Here is a 15,149-nt window from a genome sequence, read left to right as displayed (position 1 = left end):
GAGTTGGGGCATGAGCACGGAGAACCCGCTGAACGACCCCGCCGCCGACCCGTTCGAGGTCGCCCGCGACGCCGCCGCAGTCATCGCCACGAAGTCGGGGATCGAGCGCCACGACATCGCCCTGACCCTCGGGTCCGGGTGGGGCAAGGCCGCAGACCTCATCGGCGAGACGGTGTCCGAGATCCCCGCGTCCGAGGTCCCCGGCTTCAGTGCGTCGGCCGTGCCCGGGCACTCCGGCACGGTCCGCTCGATCCGGCTCGCCGACGGCCGTCACGCGCTCGTCATCGGTGCGCGGACGCACTACTACGAGGGCCACGGGGTCCGTCGGGTCGTGCACAGCGTCCGCACGGCCGCAGCGACCGGGGCGTCGATCATGGTCCTGACGAACGGTGCCGGTGGCATCAAGGAGCACTGGACGCCGGGCACCCCGGTGCTCATCAGCGACCACATCAACCTGACGGCGGACAGCCCGCTCGAGGGCGCGACGTTCGTCGACCTGACCGACCTGTACTCCGTGCGGCTCCGCTCGGTCGCGAAGTCGGTCGACCCCTCGCTCGACGAGGGCGTCTACACGCAGTTCCGGGGGCCGCACTACGAGACGCCGGCCGAGGTGCAGATGGCGAAGACCATCGGTGGGCACATCGTCGGCATGTCCACGGCGCTCGAGGCCATCGCCGCCCGTCAGGCGGGCATGGAGGTCCTCGGCTTCTCGCTCATCACGAACCTCGCCGCGGGCATCCAGACGACCCCGCTGTCGCACGCCGAGGTGCTCGAGGCAGGCAAGGAGGCCGAGCCGGTCATCGCCGACCTGCTCGCCCGTGTGGTGGCGGCGCTGTGAAGGTCGACCTGGCGGGGGTGCTCGACACCGCGCGGTCCTGGGCGGCGCAGGACCCCGACGACGAGACCCGGGCGTCGCTCGGCGCGGCGATCGACGCCGCGGCGACGGGTGACGGACCCGCGGTGCAGGCGTTGGCCGCCCGCTTCGACGGCCGGCTGCAGTTCGGGACCGCCGGCCTCCGCGCCGAGCTCGGGTACGGACCACTCCGGATGAACCGGGTCGTCGTCACCCAGGCCGCTGCGGGTCTCGCCCGGTTCCTCATCGACACCGGCCGGGAGCGCAGCGTCGTGATCGGCTACGACGGCCGGGTCAACTCCGACGTCTTCGCGCGCGACTCCGCCGAGGTGATGCGGGGCCTCGGGCTCGACGTCACCCTGCTGCCATCGGCGCTGCCCACCCCGGTGTTGGCGTTCGCCGTCCGGCACCTGGACGTCGGTGCGGGTGTGATGGTCACCGCGAGCCACAACCCGCCGCGGGACAACGGCTACAAGGTCTACCTCGGGGGCGAGGACGACGGCTCGCAGATCGTGCCGCCGGTCGACGGGGCGATCGCGGCCGCCATCGACGCGGTCGCCGCGGGCGACGTCCGCGACCTCGTGCGCGCGACCGACTACACGGTGGCGGGGGACGCCCTGGTGCAGGCGTACGTCGACGCGACGGCCGCGACGGTACCGGCACCGCGCCTCCCGGTCGACGCCCAGCCGAAGGTCGTCTACACGGCCATGCACGGTGTCGGGTGGGGGACCGCCCGCGCGGTGTTCGAGGCCGCGGGCTTCGCCGTCCCGACGACGGTGCCGGAGCAGATCGAGCCGGACGGGGCGTTCCCGACGGTGTCGTTCCCGAACCCGGAGGAGCCGGGGGCGATGGACCTGTCGATCGCCCGCGGTGTCGCCGTCGGCGCCGACCTCGTCATCGCCAACGACCCCGACGCGGACCGGCTCGCCCTCGCGATCCCGGACGGTGCCGGTTCGTTCCGTCGACTGTCCGGCAACGAGGTCGGTTGGCTGCTCGGCTGGCGCGCTGCGGCCCGGGCATCGGCAGCGGGTGTGCGTGGCACGCTCGCCGCGTCCATCGTGTCCTCGCCGGCGTTGGCACGGGTGGCCGCGCGGCACGGGCTGGAGTACCGCGACACCCTGACCGGCTTCAAGTGGGTCTCCCGCGTGCCCGGTCTGGTCTTCGGCTACGAGGAGGCCCTCGGCTACCTCGTCGACCCGGAGGTGGTGCGGGACAAGGACGGCATCTCGGCGGCCCTGTCGTTGCTCGACCTCGCGACGGCGCTCGCAGCCGACGGGTCGACGATCGCGGACCACCTCGACGCGTTCGCGGCGGAGTTCGGGGCGTTCGCCTCCGGCCAGGTCGCGACCCGCGTGGACGACCTCTCCCGCATCGGCTCGATCATGGCGTCGCTGCGGTCCTCGCCGCCGGTGTCGCTCGGTGGGGTGGACGTCCTGACGACGACGGACTACCTGGACGGCGTCGAGGGCTTCCCGCCGTCGGACATCCTCCGCTACGACCTCGCCGGGGACGCACGGGTCATCGTCCGCCCGAGCGGTACCGAGCCCAAGGTGAAGGTCTACATCGACACGGTGGCGACCACCCCCGCCGAGGCCCGGTCCCTCGTCGACACCCTCGCCGAGGCGGTGCGCCCCCTCGTGTCGTAGGCGCGCGCTGCGCGGTTGCGTGCCCGTCGTCCGCCACCGCCGCCGTCGCCGTCGCCGGCACCGGCGGGCTTCGCGCCCCGCGGCGGACACCGCGCCCCGTTGATCCGGGGCGCGGTGTTCCGTGCGGGGCGCGGACAACGGGGACGGGCCCCGGAGGACATCGACGCACCGTGCGCGGATCGTCTCGCGAACTCTCCACAGATGGTCGGCGGCACCCCCGACGGTGGTGGTTCGTCCGGAGAATGACGGTGTGGCGATCGAACCGGTGTTCACGAGCGGCCTCTCGAGTGCCGAGGCGGCGACGATCCGTCGTGCTGCGGACCGCGGCATCTGGGAGCGGATCCACCCAGGTGCGTACGTGCCCCGAGCTGCTTGGACTTCCGCGTCCGCTGCGGAACGCCACCGGGTGCTCGTCACGAGCTACCTGCGCGCCCACCCTGCCACGGTCGTCGTCACCGATCGGTCAGCGGTGGCGATGCACGGGCTGCCCTGGATCGGTCCGTTCGGCTCACGGGTGATCGTCACCGACCCGGATCGCGATCGCGGACAGGTGAAGTCGACGGTACGACGCCGGGGGAGCGCCGGCCGTGTGCCCGCGTCGACCGTCATCGACGGCGTCGTCGTGGGGACGCTCGCAGAGACAGCTGTCGACGTGGCCCTCCACGAGCACCCGTGGCGAGCGATCGTCGTGCTCGACGCGGTCCTGCGCCGGGGTATCCCGAAGGACGAACTCCGCGCTGCGCTGGACGAACGCGGAGCGAGGGGGCGTGGTCGGGCGGAGGTCCTGATCGACGTCGCGGACGGAGGGGCTGAGTCCGCGGGCGAGAGCATCACGCGGTGGGGTGCGCACGTGCTCGGCGCCCCTGCCCCCGTGCTCCAGCAGGAGTTCCCGTACGACGAGGTCCTGCATGACCGCGTCGACCTCTGGTATCCGCAACAGGGCGTGATCGTCGAGTTCGACGGCCGGACCAAGTACGGCGCCGGCGCTCCCGATGCGCTCTGGGACGAGAAGCGACGGGAGGACAGACTGCGACGACGGCGAGGCGTGCACGGCTTCGTCCGGGTGACCTGGCGGGACGCGATGCCCGCCGGACAGCTGCCGCGGCTCCTGATCGACGGCGGCGTCCCGTTGGGCGACGGGTGGCCGAGCGCGTGGCGACTCGCAGCACATCGCGCCCTCGAATGAACACTGCGCCCCGAGTAGACGGGGCGCAGTGTTCGAAGGAGGGCGCGGATCGGAAGCGCGGCGGCCGCGCCGCCGCGGGCGCCGCGTGCGCCGCGGCCCGGCGCCCGCTACGCGAGCTCGAGCAGCACGTGGCCCGACGAGATCGTCTGGCCGACGGGGGCGTTCAGCCCGGTGACGACGCCGTCGCGCGGGGCCTGCACGGGCTGTTCCATCTTCATGGCCTCGAGCACGACGAGCAGGTCGCCCTTCACCACGGTGTCACCCTCGGCGACCGCGAGCTTCACCACGGTGGCCTGCATCGGGGACGTCACCGAGCCGGACGACGCCAGGCCCCCGCGGACACCGGAGGACCGGCGCTTCGGGGGAGCGGAGGGACCGGCGGGACGACGTCCGGCAGCACCGGCAGCGCCACCGCCGACGATCGACGGCATGGTGACCTCGATGCGCTTGCCCTGCACCTCGACCACGACCGAGTCGCGGGCGGCCGGCGCGGGGAGCTCCTCGGGGGAACCGCTCCAGGCGGGGATGTCGTTCTGGAAGTCGGTCTCGATCCACTGCGTGTACACGCTGAACGGCTCGTCGTCGGAGGTGGCGAACGCCGGGTCGGACACGACCGCGCGGTGGAACGGCAGCACCGTCGGCAGGCCGGTCACCTCGAACTCGGCCAGGGCACGACGCGACCGTTCGAGCGCCTCGGCACGGGTGGCACCGGTGACGATCAGCTTCGCGAGCATCGAGTCGAACGAACCCGAGACGACGTCGCCGGACACGACGCCGGAGTCGACGCGCACGCCGGGGCCCGAAGGTGCGGTGAACGCGTGCACGGGACCGGGCGCCGGGAAGAAGTTGCGGCCCGGGTCCTCGCCGTTGATGCGGAACTCGAAGGAGTGGCCGCGGGGGGTCGGATCGGAGTAGTCGAGCACGCCGCCCTCGGCGATGCGGAACTGCTCACGCACGAGGTCGATGCCCGTGACCTCTTCCGAGACGCAGTGCTCGACCTGCAGGCGGGTGTTCACCTCGAGGAACGACACGGTGCCGTCCGCGCCGATCAGGAACTCGCAGGTGCCGGCGCCGACGTAGCCGACCTCGCGGAGGATCGCCTTCGACGACTCGTACAGCCGCTCGGTCTGCTCGGGCGTCAGGTACGGCGCGGGCGCCTCCTCGACGAGCTTCTGATGGCGGCGCTGCAGCGAGCAGTCGCGCGTGGAGACGATGACGACGTTGCCGTGCTCGTCCGCCAGGCACTGGGTCTCGACGTGGCGCGGCTTGTCGAGGTACTTCTCGACGAAGCACTCGCCGCGACCGAACGCGGCGATCGCCTCACGCGTCGCCGATTCGAACTGCGAGGCGACCTCCTCGCGCGTCCGTGCGACCTTCAGGCCGCGACCGCCACCGCCGAAGGCCGCCTTGATGGCGACCGGCAGACCGACCTCGTCCGCGAACGCGATGACCTCGGCGGCGTCCGCGACGGGCTCGATCGTGCCGGGAGCGAGCGGCGCGCCGACCTTCTCGGCCACGTGCCGCGCGGAGACCTTGTCGCCGAGTCGCTCGATCGACTCCGGGGACGGGCCGATCCAGGTCAGCCCGGCGTCGATGACGGCGCGGGCGAAGTCGGCGTTCTCGGCGAGGAACCCGTAGCCCGGGTGCACGGCGTCCGCGCCGGAGCGGCGGGCGACCGAGATGATCTTGTCGATGACGAGGTAGGTGTCGGCGCTCGTGGTGCCGTTCAGCGCGTACGCCTCGTCTGCGAGGCGGGCGTGGAGGGCGTCACGGTCCTGGTCGGCGTAGACCGCGACCGATGCCTTGCCTGCGTCGCGGGCCGCGCGGATGATGCGGACGGCGATCTCGCCGCGGTTCGCGATGAGGACCTTGCTGATACGGGGCATGGTAAGCCAGCGTATTCGTGCGGCGGGGGCACGAATTGACTGGCACCCACAAAGAACCTCGCCGAACCAGTGCGGATTCCTACAGTCCCCAGAGATCGTGCCACTCGACGCCGAACCCCCGCAGGAGCATCGAGCGCAGCACCGGCAGCGAGAGCCCCACTACGGCCGAGGGCGCGCCGTCGATCCGGGTGATGTACGCGGCGGCGCGCCCGTCGATCGTGAACGCGCCGGCGACCTCGAGCGGCTCGCCCGTGGCGACGTACGCGTCGATCTCCTCGGGGGACATGTCGTCCGCGAAGGTGAGCACCGCGCTGTCGACCGCCACGACGTGGTCGCCGGAGGCGACGAGCCCCGACCCACCGGGCGCGACGTCGGCGAACGCCCCGGCCAGGCCCAGCGGCCCACGGCCCGACGCGTCCACGGTGCGGACGGGAGGCACGGTGCCGGCCCGCCCCGCACCTCCAGGCTGCGAACCGGTCACGTCGACGGCCCGCCGCCGGTCGACGACGCAGTGCCCGCTCCACAGCGTGCCGCCGCCGGCGGCGAGCATCTGCCGCCAGCGGTCCCGCGCGACGGCCGGGTCGTGCGGCTTGCCGTACAGGACCCCGTCGACCTCGAAGGCGGAGTCCCCACCGAACACGAACCCGTCGACCGGCGAACCGGCGATCGGAGCGTCCGCGACGGCGGACGCCTTGGCCACGGCGAGCAGGGACACGAGCTCCGGTCCGGTGAGTTCCCGGCCGAGCTCCGCCGCGACGGACGCGACCGCGGCGTCTTCGTCGACCCCCGGCGCGACGAGGACCGGCTCGATCCCGGTCTGGGCGAGCAGGGCGCGGCGGGCGGGGGAGGTACTCGCGAGGTACAGACGCATGGGAACATCGAACCATGGGTGAATCCGTCGGAACGCTGCTCGACCTCGACGTCACCGGGATCGCCCACGGCGGCATCTCGGTGGCACGGCACGAGGGGCGGGTGGTGTTCGTGTCGGACGCGATCCCGGGCGAACGGGTGGTCGCCCGGGTGACCGAGGACCGCAAGAAGTCCTTCTGGCGCGCCGACACCGTCGAGGTGCAGCAGCCGAGCGAGCACCGCGTCGACCACGTCTGGCCCGAGGCCGCGCTCGACCGCGACCCGGCGGTCCGCCCGGGCGGCGCGGAGTTCGGGCACATCGCCCTCGCCCACCAGCGCACGCTGAAGCACGACGTGCTCGTCGACTCGTTCCAGCGCTTCGCGCACACGGACCTCGCCGAGGTCCTCGGTGCCGACCCGGTGGTCGAGTCGGCACCCGGCGACGACGAGACGAACGGCACCGGCTGGCGCACCCGCGTCCGCCTGCACGTCGACGAGGACGGCACCGCCGGTCCCTTCGCCGCCCGGTCGCACACGGTCGTGCCGGTCGCGTCCCTGCCGCTCGCGAGCCGCGTCGTGCAGGACAGCGCACCCCTCGGTCGCGGCGCGATGCCCGGCGCCTCGGTGGTCGACGTCCTCGCGCCGAGCGGCTCGGAGGGCGCGCGCCTCGTCATCGACGAGCAGAAGCCGACGATCGTCACCGAGGTGGTCGGCGAACGCACGTTCCAGGTCGACGACAACGGCTTCTGGCAGGTCCACCGCGCGGCACCGGCCGTGCTCACCGCCGCCGTGCAGGACCTCGTCGACCGCGACCGGCTCGACGCGGAGGGGCAGCACCTCGACCTCTACGGCGGCGTCGGGCTGCTCGCCGCCGCGCTCGGTGACCTGGTCGGTCCGAAGGCGCGCCTCACCAGCGTCGAGAGCGCCCCGCGTGCGACCGAGCACGCGCAGGAGAACCTCGCCGAGTGGATCGGCGCCCGCGCCGAGACCGGTCGCGTCGACCGGTGGCTGCAGCGGACCGTAACCGCGCTGACCGCGTCCGAGCGACAGCGGTACCGGGCCGGCACGATCGTCCTGGACCCGCCGCGGTCCGGCGCCGGACGCGAGGCCGTCGTGCAGATCGCCGCGCTCCAGCCGGCGCAGGTCGTGTACGTCGCCTGCGACCCGGTCGCGTTGGCCCGCGACGTCGCGACGTTCGCCGACCTCGGGTACCGCCTGGAGGCCCTCCGCGCCTTCGACCTCTTCCCGCACACCCACCACCTGGAGGCCGTGGCCCGCCTGGTGCCGATCGCCTGACGCCCGGCGCGTCCCGGCCGGGCGCGGTGCGCACGCGTGGCCGCCTGGCCGGATTGCGCGTGGTGTGGGCGAGTGCAACACGGTCGCCGCGATGGGCTCGTACCTGAGTCCGACCTGGGTATCCTTGGTCGGTGATGGCTCCCCGGTTTCAGGGGCCGGGGTGCGCATCGACGAGAGAGGCCACCGTGGCAACAGACACGACCACCACCGGAACGACCGGACTGGCGACCAAGCCCGTCCGTGTCGCGATCGTCGACGACCACGAGTCCGTGCGACTCGGGATCCAGGCAGCGTGCCAGAACGAGGGGTTCGAGGTCGTCCTCACCGCCGCGAGCGTTCCCGAGTACATCGAGAACCTCGACGGGCGTGAGGTCGACGTCGTCGTCCTCGACCTGTCGCTCGGCGACGGCTCGACCGTGACCGCGAACGTGAAGGGTGTGCAGGGCACCGGTTCCGCGGTCCTCGTGCACTCGATCGCGGACCGCGTCGCGAACGTGCGCGAGGCGCTCGCCGCCGGGGCCGCCGGGGTGATCCCGAAGTCCTCGGCGACGAAGACCGTCATGGCCGCCGTCGCGACCGTGGCACGGGGCGACGTCCTCAACAACCTCGAGTGGGCGAGCGCGATCGACGCGGACCGTGACTTCGCGAAGGCGCAGCTCGGCCGTCGCGAGCGCGAGATCCTGCACCTCTACGCCTCGGGCCTGCCGTTGAAGCTGGCGGCCCAGCAGCTCGGCATCGGGTACTCGACCGCCCGTGAGTACCTCGACCGGATCCGCGTGAAGTACGTGGAGGTCGGTCGTCCCGCACCGACGAAGGTCGACCTGCTCCGTCGAGCGGTCGAGGACGGGATCCTCCCCGGGCTCGACTCGGGCATCGACCCCGACGGCGACGGTCGCTGAGACCCATGGCTGCGGCTGACGCGGCACCGGCGGGCGGCTCGGCTCGGGCCCCCGGCTCCGGGCGCGCCGCCGGCTCGGGGCGTGCCGGCGATCCCAGGCGTGCTGCCGGGGCGGCGCGTGCCGTCGGCGCACTGCCCGACCTCCGGACGTCGGCGCCGGGCGAGCAGAGCCCGTTCGGCACCGACCCGTCGCGGAGCGTCCGGGCGTCGATCACCCAGGCCTCCGTCGAACGGGCGTTCGCGATCCTCATCGCCGTGGCCGCGCTCGGCTTCGGGGCGACGACCGTCCCGGCGGTCCTCGCGCAGCTGCCGTACCTCGACCCGATCTGGGGTCCCGTCGTCGCCTGCGGGCTGGCGGCGTCGTTCCTGTTCGTCGGCGCCTCCGTGTTCGTCAAACCGCTCGCGCAGATGGCGCAGATCGTCTGTGCGCTGCTCTTCCTCGTCGCGCTCGTCACCTGGCCGCTGACCGTCCGCGAACCGATCCCCGCGGACCAGGTGCCGTGGCCCTGGTGGCTCTGCACGGTCGGGTCCACCGCGGCGGCGATGGGCTTCGCGCCGTGGCGAGCAACCGTCTACACCGCGCTCGTGCCGGCCGTCTACGTCGTGATCCGCCTGACCCCCGTCGGCGGGGACGCCGGGATCCGGGCGCTCCTCGACGGCGTCTACACGGCGATCCTCAGCGGTGCCGTCCTGGTCATCGCCGTGGTGCTGCGTCGGGCCGCGACGGCCGTCGACGCGGCCCAGGCGACCGCCGTCCGTCGGTACTCCCACGCGATCCGGGAGCACGCGACCGAGGTCGAGCGCGTCCAGGTCGACGCGATCGTGCACGACAGCGTGCTCACGACGCTGCTCTCCGCGGCGCGCGCCGAGACCGCCGACGCCGAGATGCTCGCCGCTCGCATGGCGCGCAACGCGATCGACCACCTCGACGCAGCCGCGTCGAACGGCCCGGCGGACGCGCCCCCCGTGCCGGTCGTCGACCTGCGGAGCCGGATCGCCGAGGCCACCTCGGCTCTGGCGGCCCCGGTCCGTGTGCAGACCGGTCAGCTCGGCGGTCTCCGGATCCCGGCGACCGTCGCCGACGCCCTGGCGTCCGCGGCGCTGCAGGCCGCGGTGAACAGCGTGCAGCACGCCGGTGGTGCCCAGGTCGACCGGTGGATCCGCGTCGAGCAGCGGGGCGCCGGCGTGCACGTGGAGGTCGGTGACGACGGCGCCGGGTTCGACGTCGCGACCATCCCGGCCGAGCGCCTCGGCGTCCGCCGGTCCATCCTCGAACGGGTCACCGCCGTCGACGGCACGGCCGAGGTCCTCACCGCCCACGGCTCCGGGACACGGGTCCTGCTCGGGTGGACCGCACCGGGGGATGACGAGCGATGAGGGTGTCGATCCCCGCCGGCGTCGCCATCGGCCTCGCCGCACTGTTCTCCGTCTACCACCTGCTCCTCGCCGCCACGACGCTGCCCCGGGTCCTCGACGCCGGGCCGGTGCTGGCCTGCATGGTCCTCTACGCCGCCGCGACGGGCCTGGCGGTGTTCCTGCCGGGCAGGACCCTGCCGGTGTGGGCGACGTGCTTCTCGCTCGGCACCGCGATCGTCATGCCGATCGTCGCCTCGCCGGTCGTCGAGCTGCGGAACGGCCCGAACTACAGCACCTGGTGGATCGCCGCCGTCGGGACGCTGATGGTCGTCCTCGTCGTCCGCGGTCGTGCGCCGTTCGCCTGGGTCGGTGTCGGGTTCCTCGCCGTGCACACCGTGGCGTGGGCCGGCATCGGAGCGCTCGGCTCCCTCGGCGTGCTCGGCAGCGTGTCGTGGGTCGCGATCGCCACGGGCTTCGCCGCCGCCATGAACCGGGCCACCCGCGTCACCCGGGACTTCGTCCGCGCCGAGCAGGAGACCGCGGACTGGCAGGCGGCGCAGGACGCCCACGTCTTCGAACGGCAGTTCCGCCTCAGCCAGACCACCCGGATGGCCCTGCCGATGCTGCAGCGGATCATCGACACCGGGGGCGACCTCTCCCCGGCGGAACGCGACGAGTGCCTGCACCTCGAGCAGGCGATCCGCGACGAGATACGTGGCCGGTCGCTGCTGTCCGACGACGTCCGGGACGAGGTCATGCGACTCCGTCGCCGTGGGGCGACCGTGCAGCTGCACGACGACGGCGGGCTCGACGAACTCGAGATCGACGACCTCCGCCGCGTGCACGCCCGGATCGCCGAGGCGCTGCGACAGGCCCGCGAGGCGGACAACGTCATCGTGCGCACCGTCGCCGAGGGGTCCGACTCGGCCGTGACGGTCGTCGGGTTGCGGTTGGACCTGGCGGCCAGCGAGTCGGCGGCGCTCGGCGCGGGGCTGGACGACGAGGACGGCGACGAGGACGACTCGGTGGTCGTCTGGTTGGAGATCCCGCGCCACGAGGTCGCGTAGGCCCCAGCGGCGGCCGGGAGGCGCGTGGTCGCGTCGTCCCCACCTGCGGGCCGGGAGGCGCGTGGCGGGCCCGCACCGTGCCTCCAGGCCGTCGTCTGGTCGCGCCGTGCGCGTGGCGCGCCCCGAAACGGGGAACGCGCCGGTCGGGAACCGGACTGGTGTCCTGCCCCGGAAACGGGGAACGCGCGGGTCGGGAACCGGTCTGGTGTCCTGCCCCGGAAACGGGGAACGCGCGGGTCGGAAACCGGTCTGGTGTCCTGCCCCGGAAACGGGGAACGCGCGGGTCGGAAACCGGTCTGGTGTCCTGCCCCGGAAACGGGGAACGCGCGGGTCGGAAACCGGTCTGGTGTCCTGCCCCGGAAACGGGGAACGCGCGGGTCGGAAACCGGTCTGGTGTCCTGCCCCGGAAACGGGGAACGGGCCGGTCGGATACCGACCGGCCCGTTCACGACCCGAGTCTGGGCGACAACCCGAATATCGCCCTGACTCGCAGCTGGTCGGCGGCTTCGTACCCTAGTCGGCCACCGACCCGCGATGTTCTTCGTAGAAGGACACCGAACACCACTTACTATGCCGGTCGCCCAGCGGCGTGTCAGTCGTCATTATGGGGGACAAATCGTGCAGTTTCCAGCCCTGTCGGCGGATGATGTCCCCCGAGTGAGGGGAGACCGACCGGGAAGTGCGGCCTGCAACCTCCGGTGACCCGGGGACACCAGGGGTACATGGAGGTCAGCGGAGGGATCGGCTCCAGGCGCCGGCGCCGTGGTCGAGCGGCCGGCGGAGGCCCCGGGCGGAGGCGTCCCAGCCGGACCGCGGCGAGACGGTGACCTCGGGTCGTCCGTTCGCGGCGGCCTCGTCGGCCTGACGCTGCAGGACGGCGATCACGGCGGCCAGTTCCTCCGGGGAGGGCTGACCGGACACCACGCGGACGGCGGCGGCGACCGACGCCGGGTCCTCGTTCGGGGCCGGGGGGACGGCTGCGGCGTGGCGGCCCATCAGTGCGCGCCCGTCACAGCGGGATGTTCCCGTGCTTCTTCGGCGGCAGCGAGGCGCGCTTGCCCCGCAGCGCCCGGAGCGCCTTGATGACCGACACGCGGGTGGCGTGCGGCTGGATGATGCCGTCGAGCTCACCGCGCTCGGCCGCCAGGTACGGCGAGGCCACGTTGTACGTGTACTCGTTCGCGAGCTTCGCACGGACCGCGGCGACGTCCTCGCCGGACTCCTCGGCGCGCTTGATCTCGGCGCGGTAGAGGATGTTCACGGCGCCCTGACCGCCCATGACGGCGATCTCCGCGGTCGGCCACGCCAGGTTGATGTCGGCGCCGAGCTGCTTGGAGCCCATCACGATGTACGCGCCGCCGTAGGCCTTGCGCGTGATCACGGTGACGAGCGGCACGGTGGCCTCGGCGTAGGCGTAGAGCAGCTTCGCGCCGCGGCGGATGACGCCCGTCCACTCCTGGTCGGTGCCGGGCAGGTAGCCGGGCACGTCGACGAGCGTGAGGATCGGGATGCCGAACGCGTCGCAGAACCGCACGAAGCGGGCGGCCTTCTCGCCGGCGTCGATGTTGAGCGTGCCGGCCATCGCCTGCGGCTGGTTCGCGATGATGCCGACGGTGCGGCCCTCGACCCGGCCGAACCCGATGAGGATGTTCGGCGCGAAGAGCGGCTGGACCTCGAGGAACTCACCGTCGTCGACGATGTGCTCGATGATCGTGGTGACGTCGTACGGCTGGTTCGTGGAGTCCGGGATGACGAGGTCGAGCTCGTGGTCGGCGTCGGTGGTCTCGAGCTCCGGGGCGACGTCGTACGCCGGCGCGTCGGACAGGTTGTTGTCCGGCAGGAAGCCGATCAGGGACCGTGCGTAGTCGAGCGCGTCGGACTCGTCCTCGGCCAGGTAGTGGGCGACGCCGGAGACCGCGTTGTGGGTCTGTGCCCCGCCGAGCTCCTCGAAGCCGACGTCCTCGCCGGTGACGGTCTTGATGACGTCGGGGCCGGTGACGAACATGTGGCTGGTCTTGTCGACCATGATCACGAAGTCGGTGAGGGCGGGGGAGTAGACCGCACCGCCGGCCGCCGGACCCATCACGATGGAGAGCTGCGGGATGACGCCGGACGCCTGGGTGTTCAGGCGGAAGATCTCGCCGTACTTGCCGAGCGCGACCACGCCCTCCTGGATGCGGGCGCCGCCGGAGTCGAGGATGCCGATGATCGGCACGCCGGTCTTCAGCGCGTGCTGCATGACCTTGATGATCTTCTCGCCGGCGACCTCGCCGAGCGAGCCGCCGAAGACCGTGAAGTCCTGCGCGTAGACGGCGACGTTGCGGCCGTGGATGGTGCCGACGCCCGTGACGACCGCGTCGCCGTAGGGCCGCTTGGCGTCCATGCCGAAGGACGTGGTGCGGTGCCGGACGAACTCGTCGAACTCCACGAAGGAGTTCTCGTCGAGCAGCTGCTCGATCCGTTCGCGCGCCGTGCCCTTGCCCTTGGCGTGCTGCTTCGCGATCGCGGACTCGCCCGCGGCGGTCACTGCTTCGTGGTACCGCTCGCGGAGGTCGGCGAGCCGGCCGGCCGTCGTCGAGAGATCGGGGGTGTCTCCTGAAGTCACCCGCTCACCCTACCGGCGGCGGCCACGCGGTCGGTTGGAGGACCCCCACGGTTCCTGCCCGTAGATTTGCGTGCATGTCCACACCCGCGTCGTCCGCACCCTCGTCGCCGACGTTCCCGACCAGTCGCGCAGCCGTCGAGTCCACCGGGGCCGTCTTCACCGCCCCGGGGACGACCGGGTCGACGAACGCCGACCTGCTCGCCGCCGCGGCCGGGCAGCCGCACGGCAGCGTGGTCGCGACCCTGCACCAGACCGCCGGCCGCGGACGGCTCGACCGGACGTGGTCCGCCCCGGCGGGGGAGACGCTCGCCGTCAGCCTGCTGGTGCGCGCCGCGCTCGACGAGCGAGACCGCGGGTGGCTGCCGCTCGTCGCCGGTGCGGCCATGCGGGACGCGGTCGGACGGGTCCTCGCGTTCCGGGGGCCGTCCGTCTGCAGCGACGGTCCGGCGGCGACCGACCGTACGGTGCTCGTCAAGTGGCCGAACGACGTCCAGGTCGGCGGTCGGAAGGTGTGCGGGATCCTCTGCCAGGTGGCCGCGGACGGCAGCGTCGTCGTCGGTGCCGGCGTGAACCTCACCATCCCGGCGGACCGGCTGCCCACCCCGACCGCCACGTCCCTCGCGGTCGCGGGCGCGCACGGGTCCGCCGTCGACCTCGCCGACGACGTGCTGGTCGCGTTCCACGGCGCCGTCCTGGAGGCGGTGGCCGCCCTGGTCGACGGCGGTGCGGCTGCCGAGGCGGTCCGGTCCCACGTCCGCGCCGCGTGCGGCACGATCGGCCAGCGCGTCCGCCTCGAGCTGCCCGACGGCACGGTCGACGAGGGCGACGCGACGGGCATCGACGACGACGGCCGCATCACGATCCGGGACCGACAGGGTGCATCCAGGGGCGTCGCGGTGGGGGACCTCACCCACCTGCGGTATGCATGACGGCATGACCGCCGAGCCGCCGCCCGAACGCGTGGTCGCGCGCCTGCGACCGCACGCGCGTCGACTCGTGCGCCCGGCGGTGTTCACCGTCCTCGTGACGGTCGCCGGCGGCTTCGGCTTCGGCGTCTTCCAGGCGCAGCTCGCGTGGCTCAACGCCGTGGTCGCCGGGCTCGTGCTGCTCCTGGTGTTCCTCGGCGGTGCGCTGCCGCTGTTCCGGTGGATGTCCCAGCGGTACGTGGTCACCACCAGGCGCCTCGTCGTCGTGCACGGCCTCGGCACCCGCACCCGTCGGGAGCTCCTGCACTCGCGGGGGTACGACGTCACCGTCCGACGTCGGGGACTGCAGGGGCTGTTCCGGTCGGGTGACGTGCTCGTCTTCCCCGGCGACGAGCCCGCCGTCGTCCTCGGTGACGTGCCGCACGCCGACCTGGTCGTCGCGGTCCTGCACGACCTCGTCGAGGCGTACGAGGCCCGTCGGCGACACCGCGAGCCGGACTGGGACGAGATCGTCGGCGGCACGGAGCGGCCGCAGTGGGGTGACGTCCGGCCCTGACGGGCGTGGCGCGCTCGGTGGACGT

Annotated in this window: 13 protein-coding genes; 9 read left to right on the top strand and 4 right to left on the bottom strand. The window is 72.9% G+C overall.

Going from position 1 to position 15,149, the window contains the following annotated elements:
- The first annotated feature begins 10 nt into the window (after positions 1-10).
- From ACRQ4B_RS13995 to ACRQ4B_RS13985, 3 genes are all read left to right on the top strand, one after another.
- Positions 11-838, top strand: coding sequence for a purine-nucleoside phosphorylase (locus ACRQ4B_RS13995; RefSeq protein ID WP_439692023.1), 828 nt, complete (start codon positions 11-13; stop codon positions 836-838).
- Positions 835-2,499, top strand: coding sequence for a phospho-sugar mutase (locus ACRQ4B_RS13990; protein WP_439692022.1), 1,665 nt, complete (start codon positions 835-837; stop codon positions 2,497-2,499). The genes ACRQ4B_RS13995 and ACRQ4B_RS13990 overlap by 4 nt, the downstream gene beginning before the upstream one ends.
- Positions 2,500-2,749: 250 nt before the next feature.
- On the top strand, positions 2,750-3,685 hold the full coding sequence (locus tag ACRQ4B_RS13985; protein WP_439692020.1) for a hypothetical protein: 936 nt from the start codon (positions 2,750-2,752) through the stop codon (positions 3,683-3,685).
- Between the two features lie 107 nt (positions 3,686-3,792).
- Here the strand turns inward: ACRQ4B_RS13985 and ACRQ4B_RS13980 are convergent, their stop codons facing one another.
- Together ACRQ4B_RS13980 and ACRQ4B_RS13975 are read right to left on the bottom strand one after the other, a co-directional pair.
- Entirely contained in the window at positions 3,793-5,571 is a 1,779-nt protein-coding gene (locus ACRQ4B_RS13980; RefSeq protein ID WP_439692019.1) for an acetyl/propionyl/methylcrotonyl-CoA carboxylase subunit alpha, read from the bottom strand.
- Positions 5,572-5,650: 79 nt separating this feature from the next.
- A complete protein-coding gene (locus ACRQ4B_RS13975; protein ID WP_439692017.1) occupies positions 5,651-6,442 on the bottom strand; it encodes a Maf family protein in 792 nt (263 codons plus the stop codon).
- A gap of 14 nt (positions 6,443-6,456) precedes the next feature.
- On the opposite strand from ACRQ4B_RS13975, the gene ACRQ4B_RS13970 reads away from it, so the two are divergent.
- The 4 genes from ACRQ4B_RS13970 (at position 6,457) to ACRQ4B_RS13955 (ending at position 11,037) form a co-directional block, all read left to right on the top strand.
- A complete protein-coding gene (locus tag ACRQ4B_RS13970) occupies positions 6,457-7,716 on the top strand; it encodes a class I SAM-dependent RNA methyltransferase (RefSeq protein WP_439692015.1) in 1,260 nt (419 codons plus the stop codon).
- A 134-nt stretch (positions 7,717-7,850) separates the two neighbouring features.
- Positions 7,851-8,615 (top strand): response regulator transcription factor, encoded by a 765-nt coding sequence (locus ACRQ4B_RS13965; RefSeq protein WP_439692014.1) that lies wholly within the window; start codon positions 7,851-7,853, stop codon positions 8,613-8,615.
- Between the two features lie 5 nt (positions 8,616-8,620).
- Complete coding sequence (locus tag ACRQ4B_RS13960; protein WP_439692012.1) at positions 8,621-9,991, top strand: sensor histidine kinase; 1,371 nt, start codon at positions 8,621-8,623, stop codon at positions 9,989-9,991.
- Entirely contained in the window at positions 9,988-11,037 is a 1,050-nt protein-coding gene (locus ACRQ4B_RS13955) for a hypothetical protein (RefSeq protein WP_439692011.1), read from the top strand. The genes ACRQ4B_RS13960 and ACRQ4B_RS13955 overlap by 4 nt, the downstream gene beginning before the upstream one ends.
- A gap of 729 nt (positions 11,038-11,766) precedes the next feature.
- Here ACRQ4B_RS13955 and ACRQ4B_RS13950 read toward each other — a convergent pair.
- Together ACRQ4B_RS13950 and ACRQ4B_RS13945 are read right to left on the bottom strand one after the other, a co-directional pair.
- A complete protein-coding gene (locus ACRQ4B_RS13950) occupies positions 11,767-12,033 on the bottom strand; it encodes an acyl-CoA carboxylase subunit epsilon (protein WP_439692009.1) in 267 nt (88 codons plus the stop codon).
- Between the two features lie 13 nt (positions 12,034-12,046).
- Positions 12,047-13,642, bottom strand: a complete 1,596-nt coding sequence (locus tag ACRQ4B_RS13945) for an acyl-CoA carboxylase subunit beta (protein ID WP_439692008.1) — start codon at positions 13,640-13,642, stop codon at positions 12,047-12,049.
- Between the two features lie 74 nt (positions 13,643-13,716).
- Here ACRQ4B_RS13945 and ACRQ4B_RS13940 point away from each other — a divergent pair, with 74 nt between their 5' ends.
- Positions 13,717-14,571, top strand: coding sequence for a biotin--[acetyl-CoA-carboxylase] ligase (locus tag ACRQ4B_RS13940; protein WP_439692007.1), 855 nt, complete (start codon positions 13,717-13,719; stop codon positions 14,569-14,571).
- A 4-nt stretch (positions 14,572-14,575) separates the two neighbouring features.
- A complete protein-coding gene (locus ACRQ4B_RS13935) occupies positions 14,576-15,124 on the top strand; it encodes a PH domain-containing protein (RefSeq protein WP_439692005.1) in 549 nt (182 codons plus the stop codon).
- Positions 15,125-15,149: the final 25 nt, after the last annotated feature.

Origin of the sequence: Curtobacterium sp. SP.BCo (assembly GCF_051903265.1) — a bacterium.
GTDB lineage: Bacteria > Actinomycetota > Actinomycetes > Actinomycetales > Microbacteriaceae > Curtobacterium.
This window is presented reverse-complemented; position numbering and strand designations above follow the sequence as displayed.

What these genes read in the sequence shown, in the direction of transcription:
- ACRQ4B_RS13995 (WP_439692023.1), top strand. Translation starts at nt 11, where the DNA reads ATGAGCACGGAGAACCCGCTGAACGACCCCGCCGCCGACCCGTTCGAG.
- ACRQ4B_RS13980 (WP_439692019.1), bottom strand. Translation starts at nt 5,571, where the DNA reads ATGCCCCGTATCAGCAAGGTCCTCATCGCGAACCGCGGCGAGATCGCC.
- ACRQ4B_RS13975 (WP_439692017.1), bottom strand. Translation starts at nt 6,442, where the DNA reads ATGCGTCTGTACCTCGCGAGTACCTCCCCCGCCCGCCGCGCCCTGCTC.
- ACRQ4B_RS13970 (WP_439692015.1), top strand. Translation starts at nt 6,457, where the DNA reads ATGGGTGAATCCGTCGGAACGCTGCTCGACCTCGACGTCACCGGGATC.
- ACRQ4B_RS13965 (WP_439692014.1), top strand. Translation starts at nt 7,851, where the DNA reads ATGGCTCCCCGGTTTCAGGGGCCGGGGTGCGCATCGACGAGAGAGGCC.
- ACRQ4B_RS13960 (WP_439692012.1), top strand. Translation starts at nt 8,621, where the DNA reads ATGGCTGCGGCTGACGCGGCACCGGCGGGCGGCTCGGCTCGGGCCCCC.
- ACRQ4B_RS13955 (WP_439692011.1), top strand. Translation starts at nt 9,988, where the DNA reads ATGAGGGTGTCGATCCCCGCCGGCGTCGCCATCGGCCTCGCCGCACTG.
- ACRQ4B_RS13950 (WP_439692009.1), bottom strand. Translation starts at nt 12,033, where the DNA reads ATGGGCCGCCACGCCGCAGCCGTCCCCCCGGCCCCGAACGAGGACCCG.
- ACRQ4B_RS13940 (WP_439692007.1), top strand. Translation starts at nt 13,717, where the DNA reads ATGTCCACACCCGCGTCGTCCGCACCCTCGTCGCCGACGTTCCCGACC.
- ACRQ4B_RS13935 (WP_439692005.1), top strand. Translation starts at nt 14,576, where the DNA reads ATGACCGCCGAGCCGCCGCCCGAACGCGTGGTCGCGCGCCTGCGACCG.